Source organism: Alteromonas pelagimontana, from assembly GCF_002499975.2.
GTDB lineage: Bacteria > Pseudomonadota > Gammaproteobacteria > Enterobacterales > Alteromonadaceae > Alteromonas > Alteromonas pelagimontana.
This window is the reverse complement of record NZ_CP052766.1, coordinates 1,233,897-1,256,124: the sequence shown is the minus strand read 5'-3', so window position 1 is coordinate 1,256,124 and position 22,228 is coordinate 1,233,897. Positions and strand designations below refer to the sequence as shown.

The window sequence follows — 22,228 nt, the reverse complement described above, 5'->3', positions numbered from 1 at the left end:
GAACTTTTAGTCGAACTGCTGGAGCAGGAACGCCCCAACGGAGCCACGAAGACGGTTTTACAGCGTATTGTTCATTCGCCCTGGCCTAACAGCCAGATATTGCTATTGGCCTTGCACTGGCCTTTTAAGCCGCCTTTCACTGGTGAATCCTGAAGTAACGTAAGGCTGTAGTAATCCGCATAATGTTCTTCGACTTCTTCTGGTGTTACGGCAAAGGGAGGGCCGTCCATCCTCTGCTGATCATAGTTAAATGCAATGAGAAGCTGGGGAGCAGTATTGGTGAGGGCACGTAAATGCGCAGAATAGCGATGGCGGACATCGCGTGGCAGTGCCACCAGCGCCGCTCTATCATAGATGCCGTCGACGTTGCCCAGCATGTCGGCGTTAAGTTCGAAAATGTCTCCGACAAAAATATCGATATTATCAGCGCGATAATGTTTAGCGTTCTTTTGCGGTTGAATATCAGGTGTCATTTTTAGCTGTGCAAAAAGCTGTTGAATGGCAAGCTCGCTAAGTTCAGCGCCAACTACCCGATACCCCTGCTCCAGCAGCCACGAAATATCCAGTGTTTTACCGCATAAGGGAACAAACATACGACTGCCCGTGGATAGTTCCAATTTGGAAAAATGCTTAATCAGGCCGGGATTTACCTCTTCTTCATGAAATCCAATTTCGTTCTTTTTCCATTTTTGTTGCCAAAAATTAGCTTCCATAGTGTTTCCTTCTACCTGCAAAAATTCTGAATCAGGGTATGCCGGGTCTTTAACAAAATTGGCTTAGTATTGCTTAGAGGGCTTGCCTTACCCAACGTTCAGGGCAAGTAGCCAATCAGGTATTTGTAAACAAATAAATACTAGCACCCCCGACCATACGACCAACATCGCCACTGTGCCGACACTAATACCTCTGACTGAGGGCAAAATATGTCTGACATCATTAGGTATAAACCGACTAATAACCAGCGCCACAACCATGGTGATAACAAAACCAATTAAGTTCCACCAAAACCAGAAAAGCGGGCTTCCTGACAGCCATAGCGTCACGTTCACAAGTACGCCTAACGTCAAGCCGGTATTTGCAGCTTTGGCACTGACGCTGCGGAACTGTATTCCCAATAAAAATACCGCCAGAACCGGGCCATAAAATACCGAGCCTATTTTATTTATTGCTTCGATAACGGTGGGGGCAATGTCTCCCGCATACAAAGACAGGAGCAAAGTGAGTAACCCCCAGCCCACACCCGCGATGCGAGCGTATTTCATGTAGGTCGCATTATCGGGTTTAGCATTTCGTAATCGGCAGAGGTCTTCTACCGTGACGGCAGCAAGACTGTTTATTGCTGAGCTTAGAGAAGACATGGCTGCTGCCATAATTGCTACTACCAATATGCCGATCAAGCCGGTAGGAAGGTATTCAATAATAAACACTGGCATCATCCAGTCGGGTTCGTTGGCTGGAATTTGCGCCTGCAATTCTGGTTGCTGTAGTACGAGCGTTCCAATTACTAACCCTGTAGTGCAGTAAAGTAAGGTAATGGGAAAACGTAAAAATGCCACCGCCAGCAGCATTTTACGTAAGTCCCCGAGGTTACGGCTGGAAAGGGAACGCTGGGCCTCGGATTGGTCACAACCATAATAAGACGCATACAGAATGATGCCGCCAAAAATCATTGGAAGTAAGCCAAAGTCACTGCCGCTCCAGCCAGCAGATTCGGTGTTTGCCGCTACCAGACGTTGAGGATCCACGTTTGCCATTACTTCTGTCCAGCCGCCGATAGCGTCCAGCCCAGCCCAAAGACATAACGCCGCGCCAGCCAGTATCAGTATCATTTGAATAGCATCGCCGTATACCACAGCTTTCATCCCGCCCATGGCAGAATAAATAAGGGTTATCACACCAATTATCATAATCGAGTGCCACTGAGTCAGCCCCATGGTGCCTTGTAAAATCAGGGAAATAGCGTAAATCATAATTGCTGTGGCAAAGGAGCGGCTTAGTTGAAACACAAAGCTTATTAACAGCCTGGTAGAACGAGAAAAACGTTTTTCCAGATAATCGTAAACACTGACCACACCGGCATTGTGCAGAGTAGGGAGCAGGCGCCACAACATGATAGCAACAGCAATAGGAAGCGCGAGTTCGTAAGACAGCCAGATTAGCCCGCCTCCTTCACGCAAGCCCACAAATGCGGGAGCCGAAATAAAGCTGATTGCGGAGAGCTGCGTGGCCATCACCGATAACGTGAGTGTGGGCCAGGAAAGGGAACGGCCGCCAAGAAAATAGTCATTACCCGATTTCTGCTGGCGAAACACCACACCCAATAGTAATAATCCGGCTAAGTAAATGCCGATAATCGTGTAGTCCAGCCACGTCATGTTGCCTCTCCTTTGCTTTATTATTCGGAGTTTATACCGTAAGTAAAGATTTTTTGATCGCCGCCTTTTTGTTGCTTCTATGAGGCTTTCCCGACTTGATCACTTATCCCCGAGCTGATCAGATGTCAATGTAGATTAGTATAAAGGTAATAATAGACTGTAATAACAAAATGCTGAGGTAAGTGGATGGCTGGCGGCTGGGCGAAAGATGGGGCTGTACAAGAACAAATTGATGCCAGTGTTGAAGAGGGCATTCAACGGGTGCGTAGCCGCATGATGAAAGGGGAGAGTGCAAAGGTATGTGAAGAATGCGGTGATATGATTCCGCAAGCCCGACGAGAAGCGCTACCTGGGGTACAGTACTGTGTGCAATGTCAGGCGGAACTCGAACTTAACGAGATAACGACATCAGCTATAAACCGGCGCGGCAGCAAAGACAGTCAGCTACGTTAAAATTCAGGCTCATCCTAAATCGATTTACCCGTACCCCACAAGAATGGCGTCGGGCGCGACATAAAGCCGTTATCAAACTTAAAGCCATTCGCCCGGTCTTGAGCAACTAATAATGGCCCGTCTAAATCTACGTAATCCGCACCTTCGCTCAATATATAAGCTGGTGCCATCGCCAATGATGAACCCACCATGCAACCTACCATAACTGCCATATCGTTTGACCTGGCGGCATGGAACAGTTTCACGGCTTCCGATAACCCACCGGTTTTGTCCAGCTTAATATTTATCGCCTGATACCGGTCTGTCAGCTGTGCCAAGGTATCCGCAGTGTGACAGGATTCATCGGCACACAGCGGAACCGGGCTGTTAATGCTTGCTAAAGCCGAGTCCTGACCGGCCGGTAGGGGTTGCTCAATTAATACCACATTCAGTGCATGTAATGGCTCAACGACTTCACGTAAAAGCTGTTCGCTCCAACCTTCATTGGCATCTACAATAAACTGGCTATTTGCGCATATTCGTTGAATGGCTGTCATTTTTTCCACAACGTTGTGAGGGCCCAGTTTAACTTTAATTAACGGTGCATTATGTAATTTGCGGGCGGACGCTTCCATTTTCTCAACGGTATCTACGCTTATGGTTTGTGCTGTAAAGCAACCTGTCTGCTTCGGCAGACTGAGTAACTGCTCGACGGGTTTTCCCGCCTGCCGGGCTTTCAGGTCCCATAACGCACAGTCCAGCGCGTTTCTCGCCGAACCTGCGGGCAACAGTGTAGACAATTCATTATGGTGTTCTACTAAGGTAGCAGTGGAATTAATTTGCCTGAGCTGCTGGGTAACGCTGTCTATAGTTTCGCCATATCTTGCGTAGGGAACGGCTTCTCCCCATCCGGAAATGTCGCCATCCGTAAGCTTAACCACAATCACTTCTGCACTGGTTTTAGCACCGCGGGAAATGCGGAATACATTAGCCAGAGGGAAGGTTTCATGAAGTATCTCCATGCGCACGCTCATAGTAGATTATCCACGATAGCTTTCACGCCATGACGAATGGGATCGGCGCAGGGCAGCTGAAATTCCTCGGCAAGCCGCTGGCATACTGCCAATGCTTCCTGTTCTGATACACTGGAGGTGTTTACGGCAATGCCAACCACCTTTGCATCCGGGTTGGTTAATCTGGCGTGGGTAAGGTTAAGGTCGATAGTATGTGCAATGGAAGGCTGAGGATAATGTGGCAGGCCGCGCATGTGAGAGCGGCCAAGAGCATGACAAACAACCAGCGCGTCAGGCTGCGATCCATGTAACAAACCCAGACTGACACCAGCAAACGCTGGATGGGACAGCGAACCCTGACCTTCAATAACATCCCAATGGTCACTGTCGTTGGCAGGGCTCAATCCTTCCGCAGCACCAGAGATAAAATCTGATATTACGCAGTCTATGGCCACGCCATTACCGGCCACAAGAATACCGCTTTGGCCTGTGGCTCGAAACGTTGCCTTAACGTCTCGCTGGTTTAGCGCTTTGGTTAGAGCGAGTGCGGTGTACATTTTGCCTACCGAGCAATCTGTTCCCACCGCTAATAATCGCTTTCCTGCACGTTTGCCGCCAGTGGCGGTTTTAAATCTGGCGGTAGGATGACGTATATCAATTAATCGCTTACCCACCTTTTCGGCTTGAGACACCAGCTCCGGAAAGTCGGTAAGCTTGTCGTGCAAACCGCTGACAATGTCCATTCCTGCATCCAGCGCAGTAATAATGGTAGGCAACCATTCCGGCGACAGATGCCCTCCGCTATTTGCAAAACCCAGCACAAAACTTTTTGCCCCCTCACGGGCCGCTGCTTCAATTGATATTACCGGGCAACCCGTTGTAACTGTACACCCGTCAAGTCGGTATTCGCCCAGACATTTTTCGGGGCTCCAATCGGCGGCGCTACGGGCCATCTTTATGCTCAAAGGGTCGGTCGCATTGCCGATAAAAAGTAAATATGGAGGCGTGATAAGCATTTTTGTACCCGTAGTAACAATAAGGAGGCGTTTAGTTCTCTGATAATTAAAAAGCAAAGCGACCGTTAGCCGAAGATCTTGCAGTCTAGCTAGCAGCCCAGCAAATAGCTCAGCTAAAGACGATACCATTAGGAGGTAATGCTTTCTATGCGCAAAGGCAAAAATTTGGATACTTAGGTTCTTTCCGTTAAACTCCGGGGCTGTTTACATTTGCTGTCAGAACATCGTTATAGACAACACCGTTTTTGTCGCAGAGCGAACTGTACAGAGCAGAAGCATAAGGGGTTAAAATTAATGCCTCTTGAGATAGTAAAGCTTTCTCCTTCGAAACGCCGTAACATCATCCTTGATGGCTCTGCTGTAACATTCTTGCTCCAGAAGTTCGGCCAGAAAATCTTCACTTATCGTTTAAAAAGCAGTCGCTATCACTTCCCGCCGAACTATCCTGCATATTCAGCTAAACAAAAAATCAGCAAAAAGGGGCTAGCGTTTTTGTCAAGACCGGGTTAATCAATAGGCGTTCTGGCTATTTATGGCAGCTTATGCGAAACGTTATCGTTGCCAGAGAAAGAACGCGAAGAGGGCAGAAGCTGGAATAGCCAGCCGTTCGGTATATCGTGTAGTGCGGTCCTTCAGGCCCAATTTATATCAGTGCGTGATGATCGCGCATCAATAAGTATTGGTATTATTGCAGAGCAGAGCAGAGCAGAGCAGAGCAGAGCAGAGCAGAGCAGATACAAAACAGCCACCTTACGGTGGCTGTTCAATTACGCTACATAGCGGTTATTCATCCAGGAAGCTGCGCAGCTGTTCTGAGCGGCTAGGGTGACGAAGCTTACGTAATGCTTTCGCTTCAATCTGACGAATACGCTCACGGGTAACATCGAACTGCTTGCCCACTTCTTCTAAGGTGTGGTCAGTGTTCATATCAATACCAAAACGCATACGCAGTACTTTCGCTTCACGAGCCGTCAGTCCAGCCAAGACTTCCTGTGTGGCGTCTTTCAAACTTCCACCCGTAGCCGAATCGAGAGGCTGGATAATAGTGCTGTCCTCGATAAAGTCACCAAGATGCGAATCTTCATCATCACCGATAGGGGTTTCCATCGAGATTGGCTCTTTAGCAATTTTTAACACCTTGCGAATCTTGTCTTCTGGCATCAGCATACGTTCTGACAATTCTTCAGGAGACGGTTCACGACCCATTTCCTGAAGCATCTGACGAGAAATACGATTGAGTTTGTTGATGGTCTCAATCATATGCACCGGAATACGAATAGTCCGCGCCTGATCTGCAATAGAGCGGGTAATCGCCTGGCGTATCCACCACGTTGCATAGGTTGAAAACTTATAGCCTCGACGATATTCGAACTTATCGACCGCCTTCATCAAACCAATATTGCCTTCCTGAATTAGATCCAGGAACTGTAAACCGCGATTGGTATACTTCTTAGCAATAGAAATAACCAGTCGTAAGTTGGCTTCCACCATTTCTTTTTTCGCCCGGCGCGCTTTTGCTTCACCGATTGACATGCGACGGTTAATATCTTTGATATCAATAATGACCAGACCAGTTTCCTGTTCAACCTGGTTCATTTTAGAAATGCAGCGCTCAATGTCTTCTTTATATTCGCCAAGTTTTTCGGCGTAATCGGCCTTAGAAGCCAGAGCTTCATGAAGCCATTTAGTCGATGTTTCATTGCCGGCAAACGATTTAATAAAATCCTTTTTCGGCATCTTGGCGTTCATTACACAGAACTTCATGACCAGGCGTTCTTGAATGCGCACCTTGTCCATCATATCGCGCATGTTTTTTACCATGCGATCAAACTGCTTCGGCACCAAACGGAATTCTTTAAAAACTTCGCTTAACGCTTCAATTTCTATTCGGGAATCTTTATGTGAACGGCCTTTCTTTTCGATAACGCCACGAGCTTTTACATACTGCTCGCGTAACTGGGCAAATTTTTCCCGCGCCAGTTCTGGATCTACGCCGGTATCTTCCTCTTCTTCCTCGTCATCATCGTCGTCGTCATCATCTTCATCGTCCAGTTCTTTCTGAGACAATTCTGACCCAATGTGAGTAGCCGTAGGTGCTAAATCCTGTTCTTCATTAGGATCAACAAAGCCGGAGATAATATCGCCTAAACGAATCTCTTCCGCTTCATATAAATCCCACTGTTCCAGCAAATACGTGATAGCTTCCGGATATTCTGCAACAGAACATTGAACCTGATTGATACCATCTTCAATGCGCTTGGCAATTTCAATTTCGCCTTCGCGGGTAAGCAGTTCGACCGTACCCATTTCACGCATGTACATACGTACCGGGTCTGTGGTGCGGCCTATTTCACTTTCGACAGTAGCCAGTGCTTGAGCGGCTGCTTCTGCAGCATCTTCATCAGCCGTAGTTTCCTGCATGAGTAGTTCGTCAGAATCAGGTGCTGATTCTGAAACTTGAATACCCATATCATTAATCATGCGGATGATGTCTTCGATTTGATCAGAATCGACTATGTCTTGCGGCAGGTGGTCATTTACTTCTGCAAAGGTTAAGTAACCTTGCTCTTTACCTTTTGCAATCAGGAGTTTAATCTGAGACTGCTTGCTTTGCGCCATATAACCTACACTTCTCACATTTAAATATTTAAGCAAAAAAGCACGTTCAAGCTGCGGAAATCCTTGCCTGCCCATGCTTGCTGTCGTGTTGTTACCGCACCCGTCAGGCAAAAAACCTGCGATTATTCCGGCTTAAAAATGGTATGCTGCGGGAAGCCCTTCTTGCAGCGAATTTACCAGTATAGCAGATTTCCCTTAAATTTGGCCAGAAAAGCGGCATGTTTTTTAGTCAAAAATCGTCTTTTCAGGATTTCTGACGTTCCTTCATCAGTAGATTTAATTCCTGCTTTTCAACTTGCGTCAGTGGCTGTACCCGCGAACGAGATATCAGGGTTTCAATTCTACTATCAAAATGCCAGTCCAACAGCTTGCCAAAACTGTCACAATAAACCAGTTTGGCATCCTCGTCGCTGACCAGGTGTTCCTGTAACAGTAACTTCGCGATAATGGATGAATGGGGATGGTCGCGGAAGTTTTCAATCACCTGCGCAGTTTTTGCACAGGAATGGGTTTGGCAATACTGATGAACATCAAGCAATAATCCAATGCCCGCCAATCCACTATGCGCCAGAATTTGCGGTGTGACATCTTCGCATTCTGAAGCTAACTGTGGGTTATCCAGTAAAATTCGTAACATCATGCGTACCGGCGACAAACGGGTCTTCTGCACATTATTTTGTACAGTAGACGTAAAGGGCCGATCAGCTTTGCGATTAGCAGACTGAATGTCAGTCTGTAGTCTAAACCGGTCATATTCGCCTACATGCTTGGCCAATTCTTCCTGCAGCATATTACGCTGGTTATCCCCTAGTACCTGATCAATCAACGGCTGGGCTGCCGCTTTTAACGCCATTTTCCCTTCCGGGGAACCCACTTCATGATGCTTTAACAACGTTTCAAAAAAGAAACGGGAAAGGGGCTGGGCCTCATCTGTTAGTGCTAAAAAGGCGTTTGCACCTATCTGACGGACCATAGTATCTGGATCTTCCCCGTCCGGCAGAAACAGGAAGGTGAGCTTCACACCGTCTTTAAGTGCCGGAAGCGCGTTTTCCAGTGCTCGCCATGCAGCGTCACGGCCCGCCCGGTCACCATCGTAACAACAGATGATGTGACCCGTAGTGCGCATTAGTAACTGCAAATGTTCAGGTGTGGTAGCTGTGCCTAGTGCTGCAGTGGCAATATTAATGTTGTATTGGCTCAAGGCGACCACATCCATATAACCTTCAACTATAACGACTTTGTCCAGTTGCCGGTTCTTTTGTTTCACTTGATAAAAACCAAACAGCTCATGGCCTTTATGAAATACACGGGTTTCCGGAGAGTTTAAATATTTCGGCCCGCCTTCATCAAGGACCCGGCCGCCGAACCCCACCACGCGCCCGCGACGATCGCGAATAGGGAACATAATCCGGTCGCGAAAAAAGTCGTACTGGCGGCCGCTATCATTTTGGCTGATCAGTTTAAGCTCCAGCAACTGGTTTACCCGCTGAGCATTGCTGCCAAACGCCTTTAACACACCGTCCCATTCTGAAGGCGCGTATCCAATTTCCCATTGCTTGACAACATCGCCTGATAAGCCACGTCGTTTCAGGTAGTCGATGGCTTTTTCGCTATTGCTATGGTGACGCAACTGGTGCTGAAAAAAGCGAGCGACTTTTTCCATCAACGCGTAGTCGTCTTCTTGTTGCGCCTTTTTTGCTTCACTTATTGCAGGTCGGGAATTTTGCTCTCGTGGCACTTCCATACCATGCAGCCGGGCAAGCTCTTCAATGGCATCTACAAACTCCAGGCGATCGTATTCCATGACAAAGGAGATGGCATTGCCGTGGGCGCCACAGCCGAAACAATGATAGAACTGTTTATCCTGACTAACGGTAAAAGAAGGCGTTTTTTCACTATGGAAGGGGCAGCAGGCCTGGTAATTCTTGCCAGCTTTTTTTAACTTTACGCGGCTGTCTACAATGTCGACTACATCAGTACGAGCAAGAATATCGTCGATAAAATCGCGGGGAATCTTTCCGGCCATGAGCACTGCGTAAGTAAATAAATGAAAGGTTACTTTAGCAAGCTAAAGAAATGGCGCAACGCTTTAATAACGTTGCGCCACGAATCTTAGGAATTCAAGCGAGCCTTAATTTTGCCGCTTAACGCACCCATGTCGGCGCGCCCCTGAACTTGTGGCTTCAGAACACCCATTACCTTACCCATGTCCTGCATACCGTTAGCACCTGTTGACGCCATTGCATCTTCTATTAGTGCATTAAGCTCATCTTCGGTTAAAGGCTGAGGCAGGAATGATTCCAGTACCACAATTTCTGCGCGTTCATTGGCAGACAAATCCTCGCGACCAGCTTGGTCAAACTGAGATGCGGCATCTTGACGTTGCTTAACCATTTTGGTGATAATCGCCAGAATGTCAGACTCTTCAAGAGTAATTTGCTCGTCAATTTCACGCTGTTTAATTGCAGCCATTGTCATGCGAATGGTGCCCAAACGGACTTTGTCTTTCGCACGCATTGCTTCTTTCTGCGCGTTTTTCAGATCGTCAATTAAAGCCATGATAAAGACCTAACGTGTGTTAGTGGAATCAGATTTAGGCAGGTAACAAAAGACAATAAAGGCGCCGGTAACCGACACCTCTTGCCAACACTATCTTAGTAGAGTTTTACGCGACGCGCGTTTTCGCGAGCCAGCTTTTTCAGATGACGCTTTTTAGCAGCAGCTTTCTTACGCTTGCGTTCCCAAGTAGGCTTTTCGAAGAACTCACGACGACGAACTTCAGACAATACACCTGCTTTCTCACAAGAACGCTTAAAACGACGAAGCGCTACGTCAAATGGCTCGTTTTCTCTAACTTTAACGATGGGCATTAAATTCTTACCTCAAAATTTTACTAGGAATACCGGGTAAAATTAAGCGCTAATACGGCACCCGGGTTAAAAATGGTGCGAAATTCTAATCATATCTCCGACAAAAGTAAAGCCGGATTTGCTAAAAAATAGCCAGCACCTGCTAATTTTGTGGATTACCATTCCCTGATACGGGCATTAACGGTAAACTCAGCGGCCTTGACGGTGATTGTGGAAATTAAATATGCGCATTTTGGGAATCGAAACATCCTGCGACGAAACCGGTATTGCGGTTTACGACGATGAGCAGGGGTTATTATCCCACGAGTTATACAGCCAGGTAAAGCTTCACGCTGACTATGGCGGTGTGGTGCCGGAGCTTGCCTCCCGCGATCATGTGCGCAAAATTGTTCCTTTAATAAAGAAGGCGCTTGTAGAGGCAAATACCACTTCTGAAGATCTTAACGGCATCGCGTTTACTCAAGGCCCCGGATTAGTCGGGGCGTTATTAGTGGGCTCGTCGGTAGGCCGTTCACTTGCCTACGCGTGGAATATTCCCGCTGTGGGCGTACACCATATGGAAGGGCATTTGCTGGCGCCAATGTTGGAGCAAAACGCCCCGGCTTTCCCATTTGTCGCTCTACTGGTATCTGGCGGGCATTCCATGCTGGTAAAAGTGGATGGCATTGGGCGTTATTCGGTGTTAGGTGAATCTATTGATGACGCGGCGGGTGAAGCTTTTGATAAAACCGCCAAACTCCTGGGTCTGGATTATCCCGGCGGTCCATTATTGGCGAAACTGGCCGAAAAAGGCGAGGGCGGTCACTATAAATTCCCTCGGCCAATGACCGACCGGCCTGGGTTGGATTTTAGTTTCAGCGGTCTTAAAACCTTTGCCGCAAATACCATTCGCGATGCTGATGACAGTGAACAAACAAAGGCAAATATAGCGTTTGCGTTTCAAGAAGCCGTAGTCGATACCCTGCTGATAAAGTGCAAGCGGGCATTGAAGCAAACTGGCATGAAGCGTTTGGTTATCGCGGGTGGGGTAAGTGCAAATAGCTATTTAAGAGAAAAAATGTCGGCGTTGATGAAAGAACTGCACGGCGAGGTCTTTTATCCGGATTTGGCGTTTTGTACCGACAACGGGGCCATGATTGCCTACGCCGGTATGCAGCGACTAAAGGCGGGGCAGACGTGTGACCTGGGCGCGCCGGCAAAACCCCGTTGGGCGCTGGATTCTCTCGCTCCGGTATAAGGTTATTACCGTCCCTACTATTTATTTAAATAAACTGGAAAAAGGATTGATGAAAGTAAACAGCGGATTTGTCATTGCATTAGGCTTACTGAGTGTTATCGGCATTTCTCACGCCAATAATCAGACTGGTATCACAAACTCTGTGGCGCAAAATGAACGTCAGCATGTAGTGCTAATGTCCTTAGATGGTTTTCGTCATGATTATATCGAAAAACATGACGCGAAAAATCTTGCGCGTATAGCCAGTGAGGGGGTAAGGGCTAAGAATATGCTGTCGGTGTATCCGGCCAGTACCTTTCCTAACCATATTTCTATTATTACGGGTTTGCTGCCTGTTCATCATGGTATTGTAAACAATGCTTTTTATGATAAAAAGCGGCCGAAGGGCGATACTTATGCACGCTACAGTATGGGTAAAGGCGGCGCCGACAGTACCTGGATACAAGGAATGCCGTTATGGAATCTGGTGGAGTTCAGCGGGTTTAAATCGGCCACTTATTTTTGGCCTGAGTCCGATGCATTAATTAATGGCGCCACCCCCAGTTATTATTATCATTATTCAAAATATTCGGATTATCAGGCGCGCATCGACCAGATTATCCAATGGCTGAGTTTACCTGAAGGGCAGCGGCCGCTTTTCGTTGCCGGCTATTTTTCTCTGGTGGATTCCATGGGTCATAAATTCGGTCCGGATGCGCAGGAAACTCACGCTGCCGTGCAAACTGTGGATACGTTAATTGGACAACTTTATGATCGCCTGCAAGCTCTGCCCGTGCCAGTCAATTTAGTCATTGTGTCTGATCATGGTATGACCAAAATTGAAGAAAAACGCCTGTTCAACGTAGATACACTGGATATAGACGACGATGCTTTTGTGGTTGAAGTAGCAAGCAGTCAAACTATGATTTATGCCAAGCCCGGTGTCAAAAACAGTGACATTGACAAACTTCGCCAGTCGCTCCAGCGTCTCAGTCAGGGAAGATATCATGTACTAACTGATGCAGAACGCGAAGAACGTTATATGCCAGCGAATTCACGTACCGGCGATATTTTGTTGGAGATTTCTCCGCCAGCCAGCTTTACCACTACAGATGGGCATCGCAGTGTCGGTAGACACGGGTATTTGCCTTCGCACCCAGATATGGGGGCACTTTTTGTTGCTGCCGGGCCGGCTTTTAAAAAAGACGTTACCTTGCCCGTGATGCAGAACCTGGCAATCTATCCCGGGCTGGCAAAAATAATGGGATTAAAGCTGCTTACCGATGTTGACGGCAATACTCGCGTCTTTGAAAAAGGGTTAAAAACCCCTTAGTTGAGTCACCCCGCGGGATAAAGATGCGTAATTACTTTAATTTGACTTTATCCCACACTTTACTTTCTTCTTTTCTTATTAAACGCGTGATATTGCCGTGGTGGCGCAGAATGACCAGTAGCGACAGCATTGCTACTGGTACTGTGTACATCGGTTTGATAAACCAGGTGAAAAGTGGCGCCAAGCTGACAGCAATAATGGCTCCTAACGATGAGTAGCCCCAGAAAAACACCACCAATCCCCACGTTAAAATAAGCAGCCCGGCGAGATCCAGTCCAATGGGTAGCAAGGTGCCAAAAGCAGTGGCAACGCCTTTTCCTCCTCTGAAACCAAAATATAAAGGGAAAATGTGACCTAGGCAGGCGGCAATACCGATAAAACCTAAGGGTATGGGCTCAATGCCCATCCAGTAGCTGATATAAACTGGTACCGTGCCTTTCAAAATATCCATAAAAAGCACAAGTATGGCGGGAAATCTTCCCCCCAATCGATAGACATTGGTCGCGCCTGGATTTTTCGACCCCGCAGTACGGGGGTCGGCAATGCCAAATAGCTGGCAAATCACCACAGCGCTGGAGAGTGAGCCAAATAAATAGGCCACACCAATCATCAGAATAATGGTTGCAATCATGTCATACTGCCGATGTTCACGTTACACTCTACACACACTACTAGAAAGCCCATCATTGCGCCACATAGTTAGCTTTCAGCGACGGTTTTTAATAATGTTTGCAAAGAGTGCGCACTGGCGAAATGAGCAATTAAAGATACAAACTGAATGGAACAGATAATTATACAAGGTCTTGAAGTTGATACGCTGATTGGCGTGTATGACTGGGAACGAAAGCGACTCACCCGGCTATTGCTTGATATTGAAATTGATGCTGACTTATCCAAGGCAATGCAAAGCGATAACGTTGCAGATACCATTGATTATGCGCAGCTGGCGGAATTTGTACAACAAACAGCGGCAGGAACTTCCTTTGAGCTGCTGGAAGCCTTGGGAAAAGCGGTGATGGATGCCGTTTTGGCTCGTTTTCCAATTCATGCCATTACCCTGACCATTATCAAACCTGACATACTGCCTCAGGCCACGCAGGTTATGGTGAAAATGAGGCAGGCGCTACCATCGTGAATGATATTCTTATCAGTGTCGGGTCAAATATTGATCGAACAAAGCATATTCGCGCCGCCAGAACTGCATTGGAGTCGATATTTGCTGAGGTGCAATGGTCCAGGGTTTATGAAAGCGAAGCGGTAGGGTTTAACGGAAGCCGATTCTACAACTTGGTGGTGAAAGCCTGCACAGAATTGTCGATAGAGCAGGTATGCCAACGGCTGAAGGCCATCGAGCGAGAGAATGGTAGAAAGCACGGCGAAAAGAAATTTTGTTCTCGCACTCTGGATTTAGATCTATTAACCTACAATCATGTAATCACCATGCAACCTGTTGTATTGCCTCGGGAAGAAATACTGTTCAATGCTTTTGTTCTGCAACCCCTTGCAGAACTGGTGCCTGAAGAAGTCCATCCTGTCGCAAGACAAACCTACCGGCAGTTGTGGTGTGATTTTGATAAATCCTCGCAACAGCTATGGCCAATCCTATTTAACTGGAGTTCCTCGTAAGAATGTCACTCTTCGAAATTATCATTCTTGCCCTTATTCAAGGTGTCACTGAGTTTTTACCTATTAGTAGTTCGGCTCATTTACTGCTACCTGCAGAATTACTGGGCTGGGTAAGTCAAGGGCTGGCCTTTGACGTTGCGGTACATGTGGGAAGCTTGTTAGCCGTAATGATTTATTTTCGTCACGACATTGCGCAAATGGCAGGCGCCTGGGTTTCTAAAGGTTTTAGTAAGCAGCAAACTACTGACAGCAAACTTGCCTGGTTTGTCATTATTGCTACCATTCCTGCAGTGGTCTTTGGCTTCTTGCTAAAAGACTGGATTGAACTAAACGCTCGAACCATGCTGGTGGTTGCCTGTACCACTATTATTTTCGGCCTGTTGTTATGGTACGCGGATAAAGCCGCTAAACATACGCAGAAACTGGAAACCATGACGTTGCGACAAGCGGTTATTATTGGTCTGGCGCAAGCGGTAGCCCTTATCCCCGGCACTTCTCGTTCCGGCATTACTATGACCGCAGCGCTAATGCTGGGACTAGACAGAGAAAGTTCTGCACGTTTTTCTTTTCTACTGTCTATTCCGGTAATCTTAGGTGCGGGTGCGTTAGCTACTCTTGAGCTGGTGGAGTCAAATACGGCAGTCGACTGGAGCGCGTTATTCTACGGCGCCGCCTTTTCTTTCGTGAGTGCTTATTTGTGTATCTATCTTTTCTTAAGCTGGATTTCCCGAATAGGTATGTTGCCATTTGTTATTTATCGGCTGTTGCTAGGCGCTGTTCTGCTATGGTTTGTGTTTGGATAAACGAAGTCACTATATTAAATACGCGATAACGTAAGGGTAAAATTTATGTCAGAAACTATATTCGATAAAATCATTTCCCGGGAAATACCGGCTGATATTATTTACGATGACGATCTCGTTTTGGCGTTTAATGACATTAATGCCCAGGCCCCCATTCACTTTCTGGTGATTCCGAAAAAGCCTATCGCGACTATAAACGATATTTCTGATGATGATCGTATGGTGGTGGGACATATGATGCTGGTGGCTGCCAAACTGGCCAAAAAAATGGGTTTCGCAGAAGAAGGGTATCGCACAGTGATGAACTGTAATGAGTTTGGTGGTCAATCTGTGTATCACATTCACTTGCATGTGTTAGCTGGCAAATTGATGGGGTGGCCGCCTTATACTGACAGACCTAAGCAACTTGAATAAAAGATAAAAGGGCTGTCAAATGACAGCCCTTTTTGTTAATGATGCCTACAAGAACTGAAATCTTTCTTTACTGTTCTACCTTATCAGCAAGCTTCTGCAAGTTACTGTTTATTTTAAATAATACAATAAGTAATTCACACCAGATTCGCGCGCCGATACATCCTGCGATGGTAAGGGCTACGCCATATATGAAATTACTGTTGTAGCCAAAGAACATCGTAGTAAGGCCACCGATAAACGCACTAGCGAGTAATAACCAATAAACCACAGTGATAATTTTAGGGGTGAGCATTGCGTCAAAAAAGAAGATATTTCTCATCGTTATTCCTTTAACAAAAGTAGTGGGATTAAAACATAAGTACCAAACAGAGGCTCTGTGGCTATGTTTCAATATGTGCCTGAGAACAGGTTTACTTATTTGAACTATAGATTTACGCAGGCAAAGGCAAGATAGAAGAAGTGCCAATTTATTTGGCTACCGCCGGACAGAAATAAAGTTAAAAGACCAAAGCAGCGGATAACGCATCATTTTCTTATGAATTATTTTCCACTGCCAGGCTTTTTTATTGGGTTATAAACCGATAACCTTTTTCCCTTGTTCAAAATAGACATCTACGGGAATATTTGCTTTTTCTAATTTGGCTAAATCAGAAGCCAAGTCAGGTTTAATTGTTCCTTTTTCCTCAACCAGTTTGCCCACGCCTTTATAATCGCCATCGCCCTGTAGCGTTAAAATAAGGCGAGACAGGGCTTTTACCGCTTCGCCCATTTTTTCCATATTCACCTTATAGAAGCCATCCTGACCTTTTTCAAATGCACCCCGTTCAGCGAAGAAGTTAAAGCGGATCATATTGGCTTTGCCGTGAGCACTTGAAGCGCCAAAGCGAACTGAGCGAAAAATGCCGGCCAGAAAAGTAACATAATAATCTTTTAGTTCTCCGGTGGTAATTTCTCCCTTCTCCAATAAGCTTTGAATCATGTAAAGCCCCAAAATATCGGCTTTACCTTCTTCAAGTGCAGAAGCGTGTTCCTTTAATGCAGCGCGAACGGTACTGTTGCCGTCGATGGTATTCTTTATTCCCAGTCCATGGGCCACTTCATGAAACATCGTATTGGCGAAAAACGCATCAAACGTGATGTGGTCACGTTGCTCCGGGCTGATCAGTTCTTGCGCGATAGGCATCATAATATGATCAAATTTGGCCCGCATCGCATTTTTTAATTGGAGACGACGAGTACCTTTTTCCAACTGAACCTGCTCGTCGTTGGGAAGGTTGATAGCAATGGTCTTGCTACCAGCATTTGAATGGCCGCCATAATAAATGACATCATAAGCGTTTAAATCGGCATCTGAACCGGGAATTTCGGCCTTATATTCATTGGGTACAGGCAAACCTTTCTGCAGCTCAGGTAAAAACTGCGCGTACTTTGCAAGTTGCTCGCTCCACTTCATGTCTTTTATCAATACATAAGCTTCAAATGCTGCGCGGTAGCCAAACAACTGATCTTCGTAGGTTTCAATCGGTCCAATAACTAGCTCAACCGGATTGGTTTTCATATCCATCCATGCCATATCAGAAGGCTGATAGTTGTTGCTTAACAAAGCATCGGCGCGCATCTTCAGGTAATTAGCAAAGCTGGCATCTTCTGCTAGCGTTGCGGCTTTACGTAGCAGTTCTGCGGCTTCGGTGAGTTCGCTTTTATAGGCTTGTGAGTAAGGGACGGTGTATAATTTGCCTTCCTGATTTCGCTTAACTAAAGAATATTGTCCGTTTTTATCGTCCATTTTGGCACTGTTAAATTCTTCTTTGGTCATATCATGGGGGTAAAACTCAGCGCCCAACGGCTTCATGTCGTAGCCGTTTAAAAATGCGGCATCACCGTTTAACCTGTCCCAAGGACCATAGTTAATAGCAGCGAAATGCTTGATGTCTTCATCTTTAAGCTGAGAGAGAAAAGCATTTTCATTGGTGTAAAAAGCCTGCTTCCAAAACAGATCATCCATAATTTTTGCTGCGTCAATAAGCAAGCTCAGCATAGATTTCTGGTTATCAGATAATCGGGAAAGATCAGTGGTTAATTTTACCGGCCGATAGATATCCAGGCGGGCACGGTCAACCAACAGGGTCTGATCAGTCTGCTGGACTTGATTTACATCGGGTACAACTTGAGAAGCTATTTCATCCTTCGCTGGGCTACACGCTGTAAGGCAAAAGGTAGCGGCAGCAACTGCCGACGTTAGTTTATGCAGTTTGAATAATGTTGTTTTCATAATATCTGTCTTTTCATTTTATGCTGACATTCAGGACTATGCTGAAATGCCAATGTTATTAATAACGCGCAAGGTAACCTGCTTTAGGTACTTTGTCGAAGTGCCTGCTAGCATACCCTAAGCTACCAGAAATGTGCCACTATCGAATCCGCAGTTCGCAGCAAGTTCTGGCAGAATATCGAAAAAGACGCTAAGTTTGAGTGCAGTTTGGTTCTTTCACTGATATATTTCATTTACGGAAGCTGTTCGCTGGCCGGACACTATAACTACAGCAAAGGACTGACTGAGCAGCTGGTATTTTCAACGTCACGGCCACCAATGACTGTTGTCAGCAATTGGCAAGCTGAAAATTTCAGAAAGGCAGGTAAAGGTAGATATGTCTACACAAAACGCGCTACTCACAATTCTCGTCGAAAAAATCAATAACGATACTATGGTGTTACCCACACTGCCGGCGATTGCTTTAAAAGTACGCAAAGCGGCAGATGATCCAGATATAAATTTGAATGCGATGGGAGACGTGATCGGACAAGATCCATCGTTAAGCGCCAGAATGATTAAAATCGCCAACAGCGCTTACTTAGGAAGATCCGTCAAGGTTAACTCGATTAGTCAGGCAGTCACGCGGATTGGATTACGGCAAATTAAAAATATTGCCACTGCGTTAGCCATGGAACAACTCTTCGTTTCCAAAAATGAATTGGTTAGCCAGTACATGAAAAGAGAGTGGGAGAATACCGTTAATGTGGTAGCCAATTCTATGGCTGCACTGCAAACCTATATGGCGCGGACGAAGAAGCGTGAATTGAGCCTGGATACGATGACCCTGGCAGCGCTTGTTCATAATATTGGTGTACTCCCCATTTTGACAGAAGCAGAACGTCACGAAGAAGTGTTTGCGAATCCTACTTTTCTTGAAGATGCTATCGATAAGCTCTCTTGCCCCATCGGCGGTAGCATAATGCGGGTGTGGGGCTTTGGTGATACATTTATTTCTGTTTCTGAAAATTGGAACGATTTGTCTGTGATCCCTTCCAACCTTTCTTACCTGGACTTCGTTCGAGTAGGCGCAGCCCTTTCTGGACAATTGGAAAGCCAAAAAGATGCGGTACTGAATTTGGCGGTGCAAAGAGGTCTGGTAGAAAACCTAAATGAACTTAATTCCGAAGAATTCAAAGATATGCGTGACAGCGCGAAGTTAATATTTGCCTAATTTTCAGCGGATTAATTTAAGAAAGAAACCGGCATTCATAGCCGGTTTTTTTCTTAATGTAGCGACTCGCTTTTTCTGATTTTAAGTTTTTCCAGGCCTGTCACTGTTAAACCTAACACTAGCCCCCACACAGGAGCGCTCAACTGCGCAAACAGTAAACCTGACGCTGAGCATAAAAATGTGAGAATTGCCCCGTGGCGATACTGAGAATTTTCCAACGCTTTAAATAGTGAGCTCTTTAAAGTGGCAATTAAAGCAAGCCCAGCAAGTAAATGTACAATCACCGCTGGCATATGAGTAAATATCAACACCACCACAGACGCAAGAGCGCCGAAAATAAGATAACCGATTCCTGCCATTATGGCGGCTTTGTACCGCTCTGAGCGTTTGGGATCAGCATCGTCCCCCATACAAATGGCAGCAGTAATGGCTGCAAAATTGAAGGTAAATCCGCCAAATGGCCCCGTCACCAGTTGGAGTAAAGCGAGACCTGTTAATACGGCGCGATTGTCTGGCTTAAAATCATAACTTTTGGATATCGCTATGCCCGGCAAGTTCTGAGACAGCATAGTGATTAAAAACAGCGGCAACGCCAGCCCGATGGTTGATGCAAGTGAAAAATGCGGCGTTACCCATTCTAACCGCGGAACAGTAACTGACCATTCAAGCTGGGCTATATCGCCCACTAACACACTGGCTACCATGGCAGCGGCTAACAACATCAGCATTAAATAGCGCGGGAAAAGCAGACCACCACCTATATACAAGATGAGAAAACTCACAATCAGCAAAGGATATTCTGCCGCGTCTGTAAACACGCCAAGGCAAATTGGAACAAGAATACCGGCAAGCATGGCGGCAGAAATTGCCGGAGGAATAGCGTCAATTTTGCGCATAAGAAACTGGCTGCGGGCTGTCACAAGCGAAAATACCGCAGCAATGCTGAACGCGCCTACCACCTCGTTAAGCGGATAATCTTTTACCACACCAATGAGAAAAGCCGCACCGGGTGTAGACCAGGCGGTGATTACAGGCACACGGTACAGGCAGGAGTAAAAGATACAAGTTGCTCCCATACCTAGTCCCAATATCAGTAACCAGCTGATAACCATTGCGGGAGTGGCACCAGCCGTGCGGGCAGCTTCAATTACCAATACCACGGCACTGCTATAGCCTACCACCACTGCGGTCAATCCTGCAGCGACGTGACTTAAACGGATTGCGCTTACCATTGTGATTCCTTTTCAAAAAAGGGAATAGAAAGGGTACTATTTGTAGAGCCTAACGATATACAGCGCAGGGAAAATCCTGTTGATAACGATTTTCCCTCACAAGCAAAGTGTAACATTGTGCGTTATAACGCACAATAAAGGAGTGATATTTGAAGAGCCAAGACAGCCTTTCCCGCCAAATCGCCACTCAACTTAAAAAGCAACGACAAGCGAAAGGCTGGTCGCTAGACAAGCTCGCCCGGGCCAGCGGCGTCTCAAAAGCAATGTTGGGGCAAATAGAACGCCAGGAATCCAGCCCTACTATTGCTACATTGTGGAAGATCGCCACCGGCATTGAGAGTTCGTTTTCATCGTTTATTGCCGGAGAAGCTGAGGGGGAAAACACCACAAGCGGTTCCCATGGTTCTGATATCAGCGCCTTTGCCAATGATCCTCATATGCACGTAAAAACGCTTTTTCCTTTTACCCCGTCGACTGGCTTTGAAGTATTTGAAATAACCCTGTTAAACCATCATGAACAGCTTTCTTCTGCACACCGGGCTGGCGTGCTGGAACATATTCATGTACTGGAGGGCAAACTAGAAATAAAGCAGGGTGAGGAGTGGATTTTGCTGGCTCAGGAACAATCATTTGTGCTGAATGCCGCTATGGAACATGGCTATAAAGCGCGAAGCAAAAATGTTCGCTTTATGGATATTATTTATTACCCGAAATAGCATGATTTGTTCTCTGCTTTTTATCATCGCGAGAAATTTCGCCAGGGCACGGAAAGACATCCGTCAGACTACAAAGCAGTGCCTTTGGCCTGACGGTTACACCATTATTCTACCAGTTTTAGTTCTTTTCGAATGTAATCAAGGAACTGGCAAAGCTCAGCAGACATTAAGGCAAATTCGGCATCCATACGGGCCTCAACCTGATCTTTTGGAATGTCTTCGTTTTCTTCTTTCATGCGGTCGGTGAACTTAAGGCGTTTGAAAGAACCATCTTCTGCAATGATTGCAGTTAACACATCCCGATATTCAAAGCCAACTTTCTGTACCAGTTTGCCGGAATCTAAATGTAGGGTAATTTCGTCGCTATCCAAAGGCTGATTTTTACAGCGGATAACGCTTTCCATATCATCTACCGATTTAAGTTCTGCTTCTTCTAACAGAGAAATAGCCTCTGGCGTGCCTTCCGTCAGCCAATGAGTTAATTCACTTTGCAGGCTTCTGCGGGCCAACGGTACAACAGGAAGTGACTGAATAGCCTTACGCACCAACGCTAAATAGGCTTCGGCTTTACCATCTGCGGATGCGTCTACAACAACAAGATTGTCGGGAATGGAAATGAAGCCATGAGTATAAGAGTTCTTGGTAAAAGCCTGCGGTAACAACTGATGCATAATTTCCTGCTTCAGATCCTGCTGGGCCTTTTTCCCTACCGGTGAGCCAGTTTCTGCTTCAATATGCGCCACTTTTTCGGCCAGCTCCGCATTTACTACTACTGCAGGTAATATACGTTCCTGCTTTTTCACCGTAATCCAGTACCGTTCCTGCACTTTATGGAACATGACACTTTCTTTGCCTGATTGCGAGAACGGCGAGGCGAAACCCATAGTCGCTGTTTCCTGTTTCCCACAAGGACGGAAGGCATTTTCGCTCAATGCATTTTGTAAATCATCATCATCAAGTGAGATGGGCTGGGTAATTTGATACGCTTTTATATTTTTAAACCACATAGCCAAAAACTGTTTATCAATTCGGGCGGCAAGCGTACCAACGCAGCAGCAAAGGTGCAATGCGAAGATGG

At 46.3% G+C, this 22,228-nt stretch carries 23 protein-coding genes; 10 read left to right on the top strand and 13 right to left on the bottom strand.

The annotated features are described in order from the left end of the window. Positions 1-71 precede the first annotated feature (71 nt). Positions 72-713: a thiopurine S-methyltransferase gene (gene tmpT / locus CA267_RS05760; protein ID WP_075608373.1), complete on the bottom strand. Its 642-nt coding sequence runs from the start codon at positions 711-713 to the stop codon at positions 72-74. 87 nt (positions 714-800) lie between these two features. Continuing rightward, complete coding sequence (locus tag CA267_RS05755) at positions 801-2,375, bottom strand: sodium:solute symporter family transporter (RefSeq protein WP_075608374.1); 1,575 nt, start codon at positions 2,373-2,375, stop codon at positions 801-803. 186 nt (positions 2,376-2,561) lie between these two features. On the opposite strand from CA267_RS05755, the gene CA267_RS05750 reads away from it, so the two are divergent. Further along, positions 2,562-2,828: a DksA/TraR family C4-type zinc finger protein gene (locus CA267_RS05750; RefSeq protein WP_075608375.1), complete on the top strand. Its 267-nt coding sequence runs from the start codon at positions 2,562-2,564 to the stop codon at positions 2,826-2,828. Positions 2,829-2,842: 14 nt separating this feature from the next. Here the strand turns inward: CA267_RS05750 and dgcA are convergent, their stop codons facing one another. Both dgcA and dgcN read right to left on the bottom strand, forming a co-directional pair. Continuing rightward, positions 2,843-3,829 carry an N-acetyl-D-Glu racemase DgcA gene (dgcA, locus tag CA267_RS05745; protein ID WP_232367604.1) on the bottom strand — a complete coding sequence of 329 codons (987 nt, stop codon included), beginning with the start codon at positions 3,827-3,829 and terminating at the stop codon, positions 2,843-2,845. A gap of 8 nt (positions 3,830-3,837) precedes the next feature. After that, entirely contained in the window at positions 3,838-4,836 is a 999-nt protein-coding gene (gene dgcN, locus CA267_RS05740; protein WP_075609975.1) for an N-acetyltransferase DgcN, read from the bottom strand. Between the two features lie 294 nt (positions 4,837-5,130). On the opposite strand from dgcN, the gene CA267_RS05735 reads away from it, so the two are divergent. Continuing rightward, positions 5,131-5,346 carry a hypothetical protein gene (locus CA267_RS05735; protein ID WP_075608376.1) on the top strand — a complete coding sequence of 72 codons (216 nt, stop codon included), beginning with the start codon at positions 5,131-5,133 and terminating at the stop codon, positions 5,344-5,346. 273 nt (positions 5,347-5,619) lie between these two features. Here the strand turns inward: CA267_RS05735 and rpoD are convergent, their stop codons facing one another. The 4 genes from rpoD to rpsU all read right to left on the bottom strand — a co-directional run bounded on the left by rpoD (position 5,620) and on the right by rpsU (position 10,325). After that, a complete protein-coding gene (gene rpoD / locus CA267_RS05730; protein WP_075609977.1) occupies positions 5,620-7,455 on the bottom strand; it encodes an RNA polymerase sigma factor RpoD in 1,836 nt (611 codons plus the stop codon). Positions 7,456-7,699: 244 nt separating this feature from the next. Beyond that, positions 7,700-9,481, bottom strand: a complete 1,782-nt coding sequence (gene dnaG, locus CA267_RS05725) for a DNA primase (protein WP_075608377.1) — start codon at positions 9,479-9,481, stop codon at positions 7,700-7,702. 86 nt (positions 9,482-9,567) lie between these two features. After that, positions 9,568-10,014, bottom strand: coding sequence for a GatB/YqeY domain-containing protein (locus tag CA267_RS05720; RefSeq protein WP_075608378.1), 447 nt, complete (start codon positions 10,012-10,014; stop codon positions 9,568-9,570). A 95-nt stretch (positions 10,015-10,109) separates the two neighbouring features. Then, positions 10,110-10,325 (bottom strand): 30S ribosomal protein S21, encoded by a 216-nt coding sequence (gene rpsU, locus CA267_RS05715; RefSeq protein WP_012517258.1) that lies wholly within the window; start codon positions 10,323-10,325, stop codon positions 10,110-10,112. 223 nt (positions 10,326-10,548) lie between these two features. Between rpsU and tsaD the strand changes: the two genes are divergently transcribed. Together tsaD and CA267_RS05705 are read left to right on the top strand one after the other, a co-directional pair. Then, entirely contained in the window at positions 10,549-11,562 is a 1,014-nt protein-coding gene (gene tsaD, locus CA267_RS05710; protein WP_075608379.1) for a tRNA (adenosine(37)-N6)-threonylcarbamoyltransferase complex transferase subunit TsaD, read from the top strand. Next, on the top strand, positions 11,504-12,874 hold the full coding sequence (locus CA267_RS05705; RefSeq protein ID WP_232367603.1) for an alkaline phosphatase family protein: 1,371 nt from the start codon (positions 11,504-11,506) through the stop codon (positions 12,872-12,874). Before tsaD ends, CA267_RS05705 begins: the two co-directional genes overlap by 59 nt. A 31-nt stretch (positions 12,875-12,905) precedes the next feature. On the opposite strand, the gene plsY is transcribed toward CA267_RS05705, so the two are convergent. Then, on the bottom strand, positions 12,906-13,505 hold the full coding sequence (plsY, locus tag CA267_RS05700; RefSeq protein ID WP_075608381.1) for a glycerol-3-phosphate 1-O-acyltransferase PlsY: 600 nt from the start codon (positions 13,503-13,505) through the stop codon (positions 12,906-12,908). A gap of 147 nt (positions 13,506-13,652) precedes the next feature. On the opposite strand from plsY, the gene folB reads away from it, so the two are divergent. The 4 genes from folB to CA267_RS05680 are packed head-to-tail and all read left to right on the top strand — an operon-like array spanning position 13,653 to position 15,717. Further along, the gene (gene folB, locus CA267_RS05695; RefSeq protein ID WP_075608382.1) at positions 13,653-14,009 is read left to right on the top strand and encodes a dihydroneopterin aldolase; all 357 of its coding nucleotides are present in this window, start codon (positions 13,653-13,655) and stop codon (positions 14,007-14,009) included. Next, a complete protein-coding gene (folK, locus tag CA267_RS05690; protein ID WP_075608383.1) occupies positions 14,003-14,500 on the top strand; it encodes a 2-amino-4-hydroxy-6-hydroxymethyldihydropteridine diphosphokinase in 498 nt (165 codons plus the stop codon). Before folB ends, folK begins: the two co-directional genes overlap by 7 nt. 2 nt (positions 14,501-14,502) lie before the next feature. Beyond that, complete coding sequence (locus tag CA267_RS05685; protein WP_075608384.1) at positions 14,503-15,303, top strand: undecaprenyl-diphosphate phosphatase; 801 nt, start codon at positions 14,503-14,505, stop codon at positions 15,301-15,303. A gap of 45 nt (positions 15,304-15,348) precedes the next feature. Next, positions 15,349-15,717 carry a histidine triad nucleotide-binding protein gene (locus CA267_RS05680; protein WP_075608385.1) on the top strand — a complete coding sequence of 123 codons (369 nt, stop codon included), beginning with the start codon at positions 15,349-15,351 and terminating at the stop codon, positions 15,715-15,717. 67 nt (positions 15,718-15,784) lie between these two features. Here CA267_RS05680 and CA267_RS05675 read toward each other — a convergent pair whose 3' ends face one another. Then, positions 15,785-16,036, bottom strand: a complete 252-nt coding sequence (locus CA267_RS05675; RefSeq protein WP_075608386.1) for a DUF4282 domain-containing protein — start codon at positions 16,034-16,036, stop codon at positions 15,785-15,787. Positions 16,037-16,288: 252 nt separating this feature from the next. Further along, complete coding sequence (locus tag CA267_RS05670) at positions 16,289-17,989, bottom strand: dipeptidyl-peptidase 3 family protein (RefSeq protein WP_075608387.1); 1,701 nt, start codon at positions 17,987-17,989, stop codon at positions 16,289-16,291. 376 nt (positions 17,990-18,365) lie between these two features. On the opposite strand from CA267_RS05670, the gene CA267_RS05665 reads away from it, so the two are divergent. Continuing rightward, complete coding sequence (locus CA267_RS05665) at positions 18,366-19,202, top strand: HDOD domain-containing protein (RefSeq protein WP_075608388.1); 837 nt, start codon at positions 18,366-18,368, stop codon at positions 19,200-19,202. 53 nt (positions 19,203-19,255) lie between these two features. On the opposite strand, the gene CA267_RS05660 is transcribed toward CA267_RS05665, so the two are convergent. Beyond that, complete coding sequence (locus tag CA267_RS05660) at positions 19,256-20,434, bottom strand: benzoate/H(+) symporter BenE family transporter (protein WP_075608389.1); 1,179 nt, start codon at positions 20,432-20,434, stop codon at positions 19,256-19,258. Positions 20,435-20,583: 149 nt separating this feature from the next. Between CA267_RS05660 and CA267_RS05655 the strand changes: the two genes are divergently transcribed. Further along, entirely contained in the window at positions 20,584-21,150 is a 567-nt protein-coding gene (locus CA267_RS05655; protein ID WP_075608390.1) for a helix-turn-helix domain-containing protein, read from the top strand. A 104-nt stretch (positions 21,151-21,254) separates the two neighbouring features. On the opposite strand, the gene rdgC is transcribed toward CA267_RS05655, so the two are convergent. After that, entirely contained in the window at positions 21,255-22,157 is a 903-nt protein-coding gene (gene rdgC / locus CA267_RS05650) for a recombination-associated protein RdgC (protein WP_075608391.1), read from the bottom strand. Positions 22,158-22,228 lie beyond the last annotated feature (71 nt).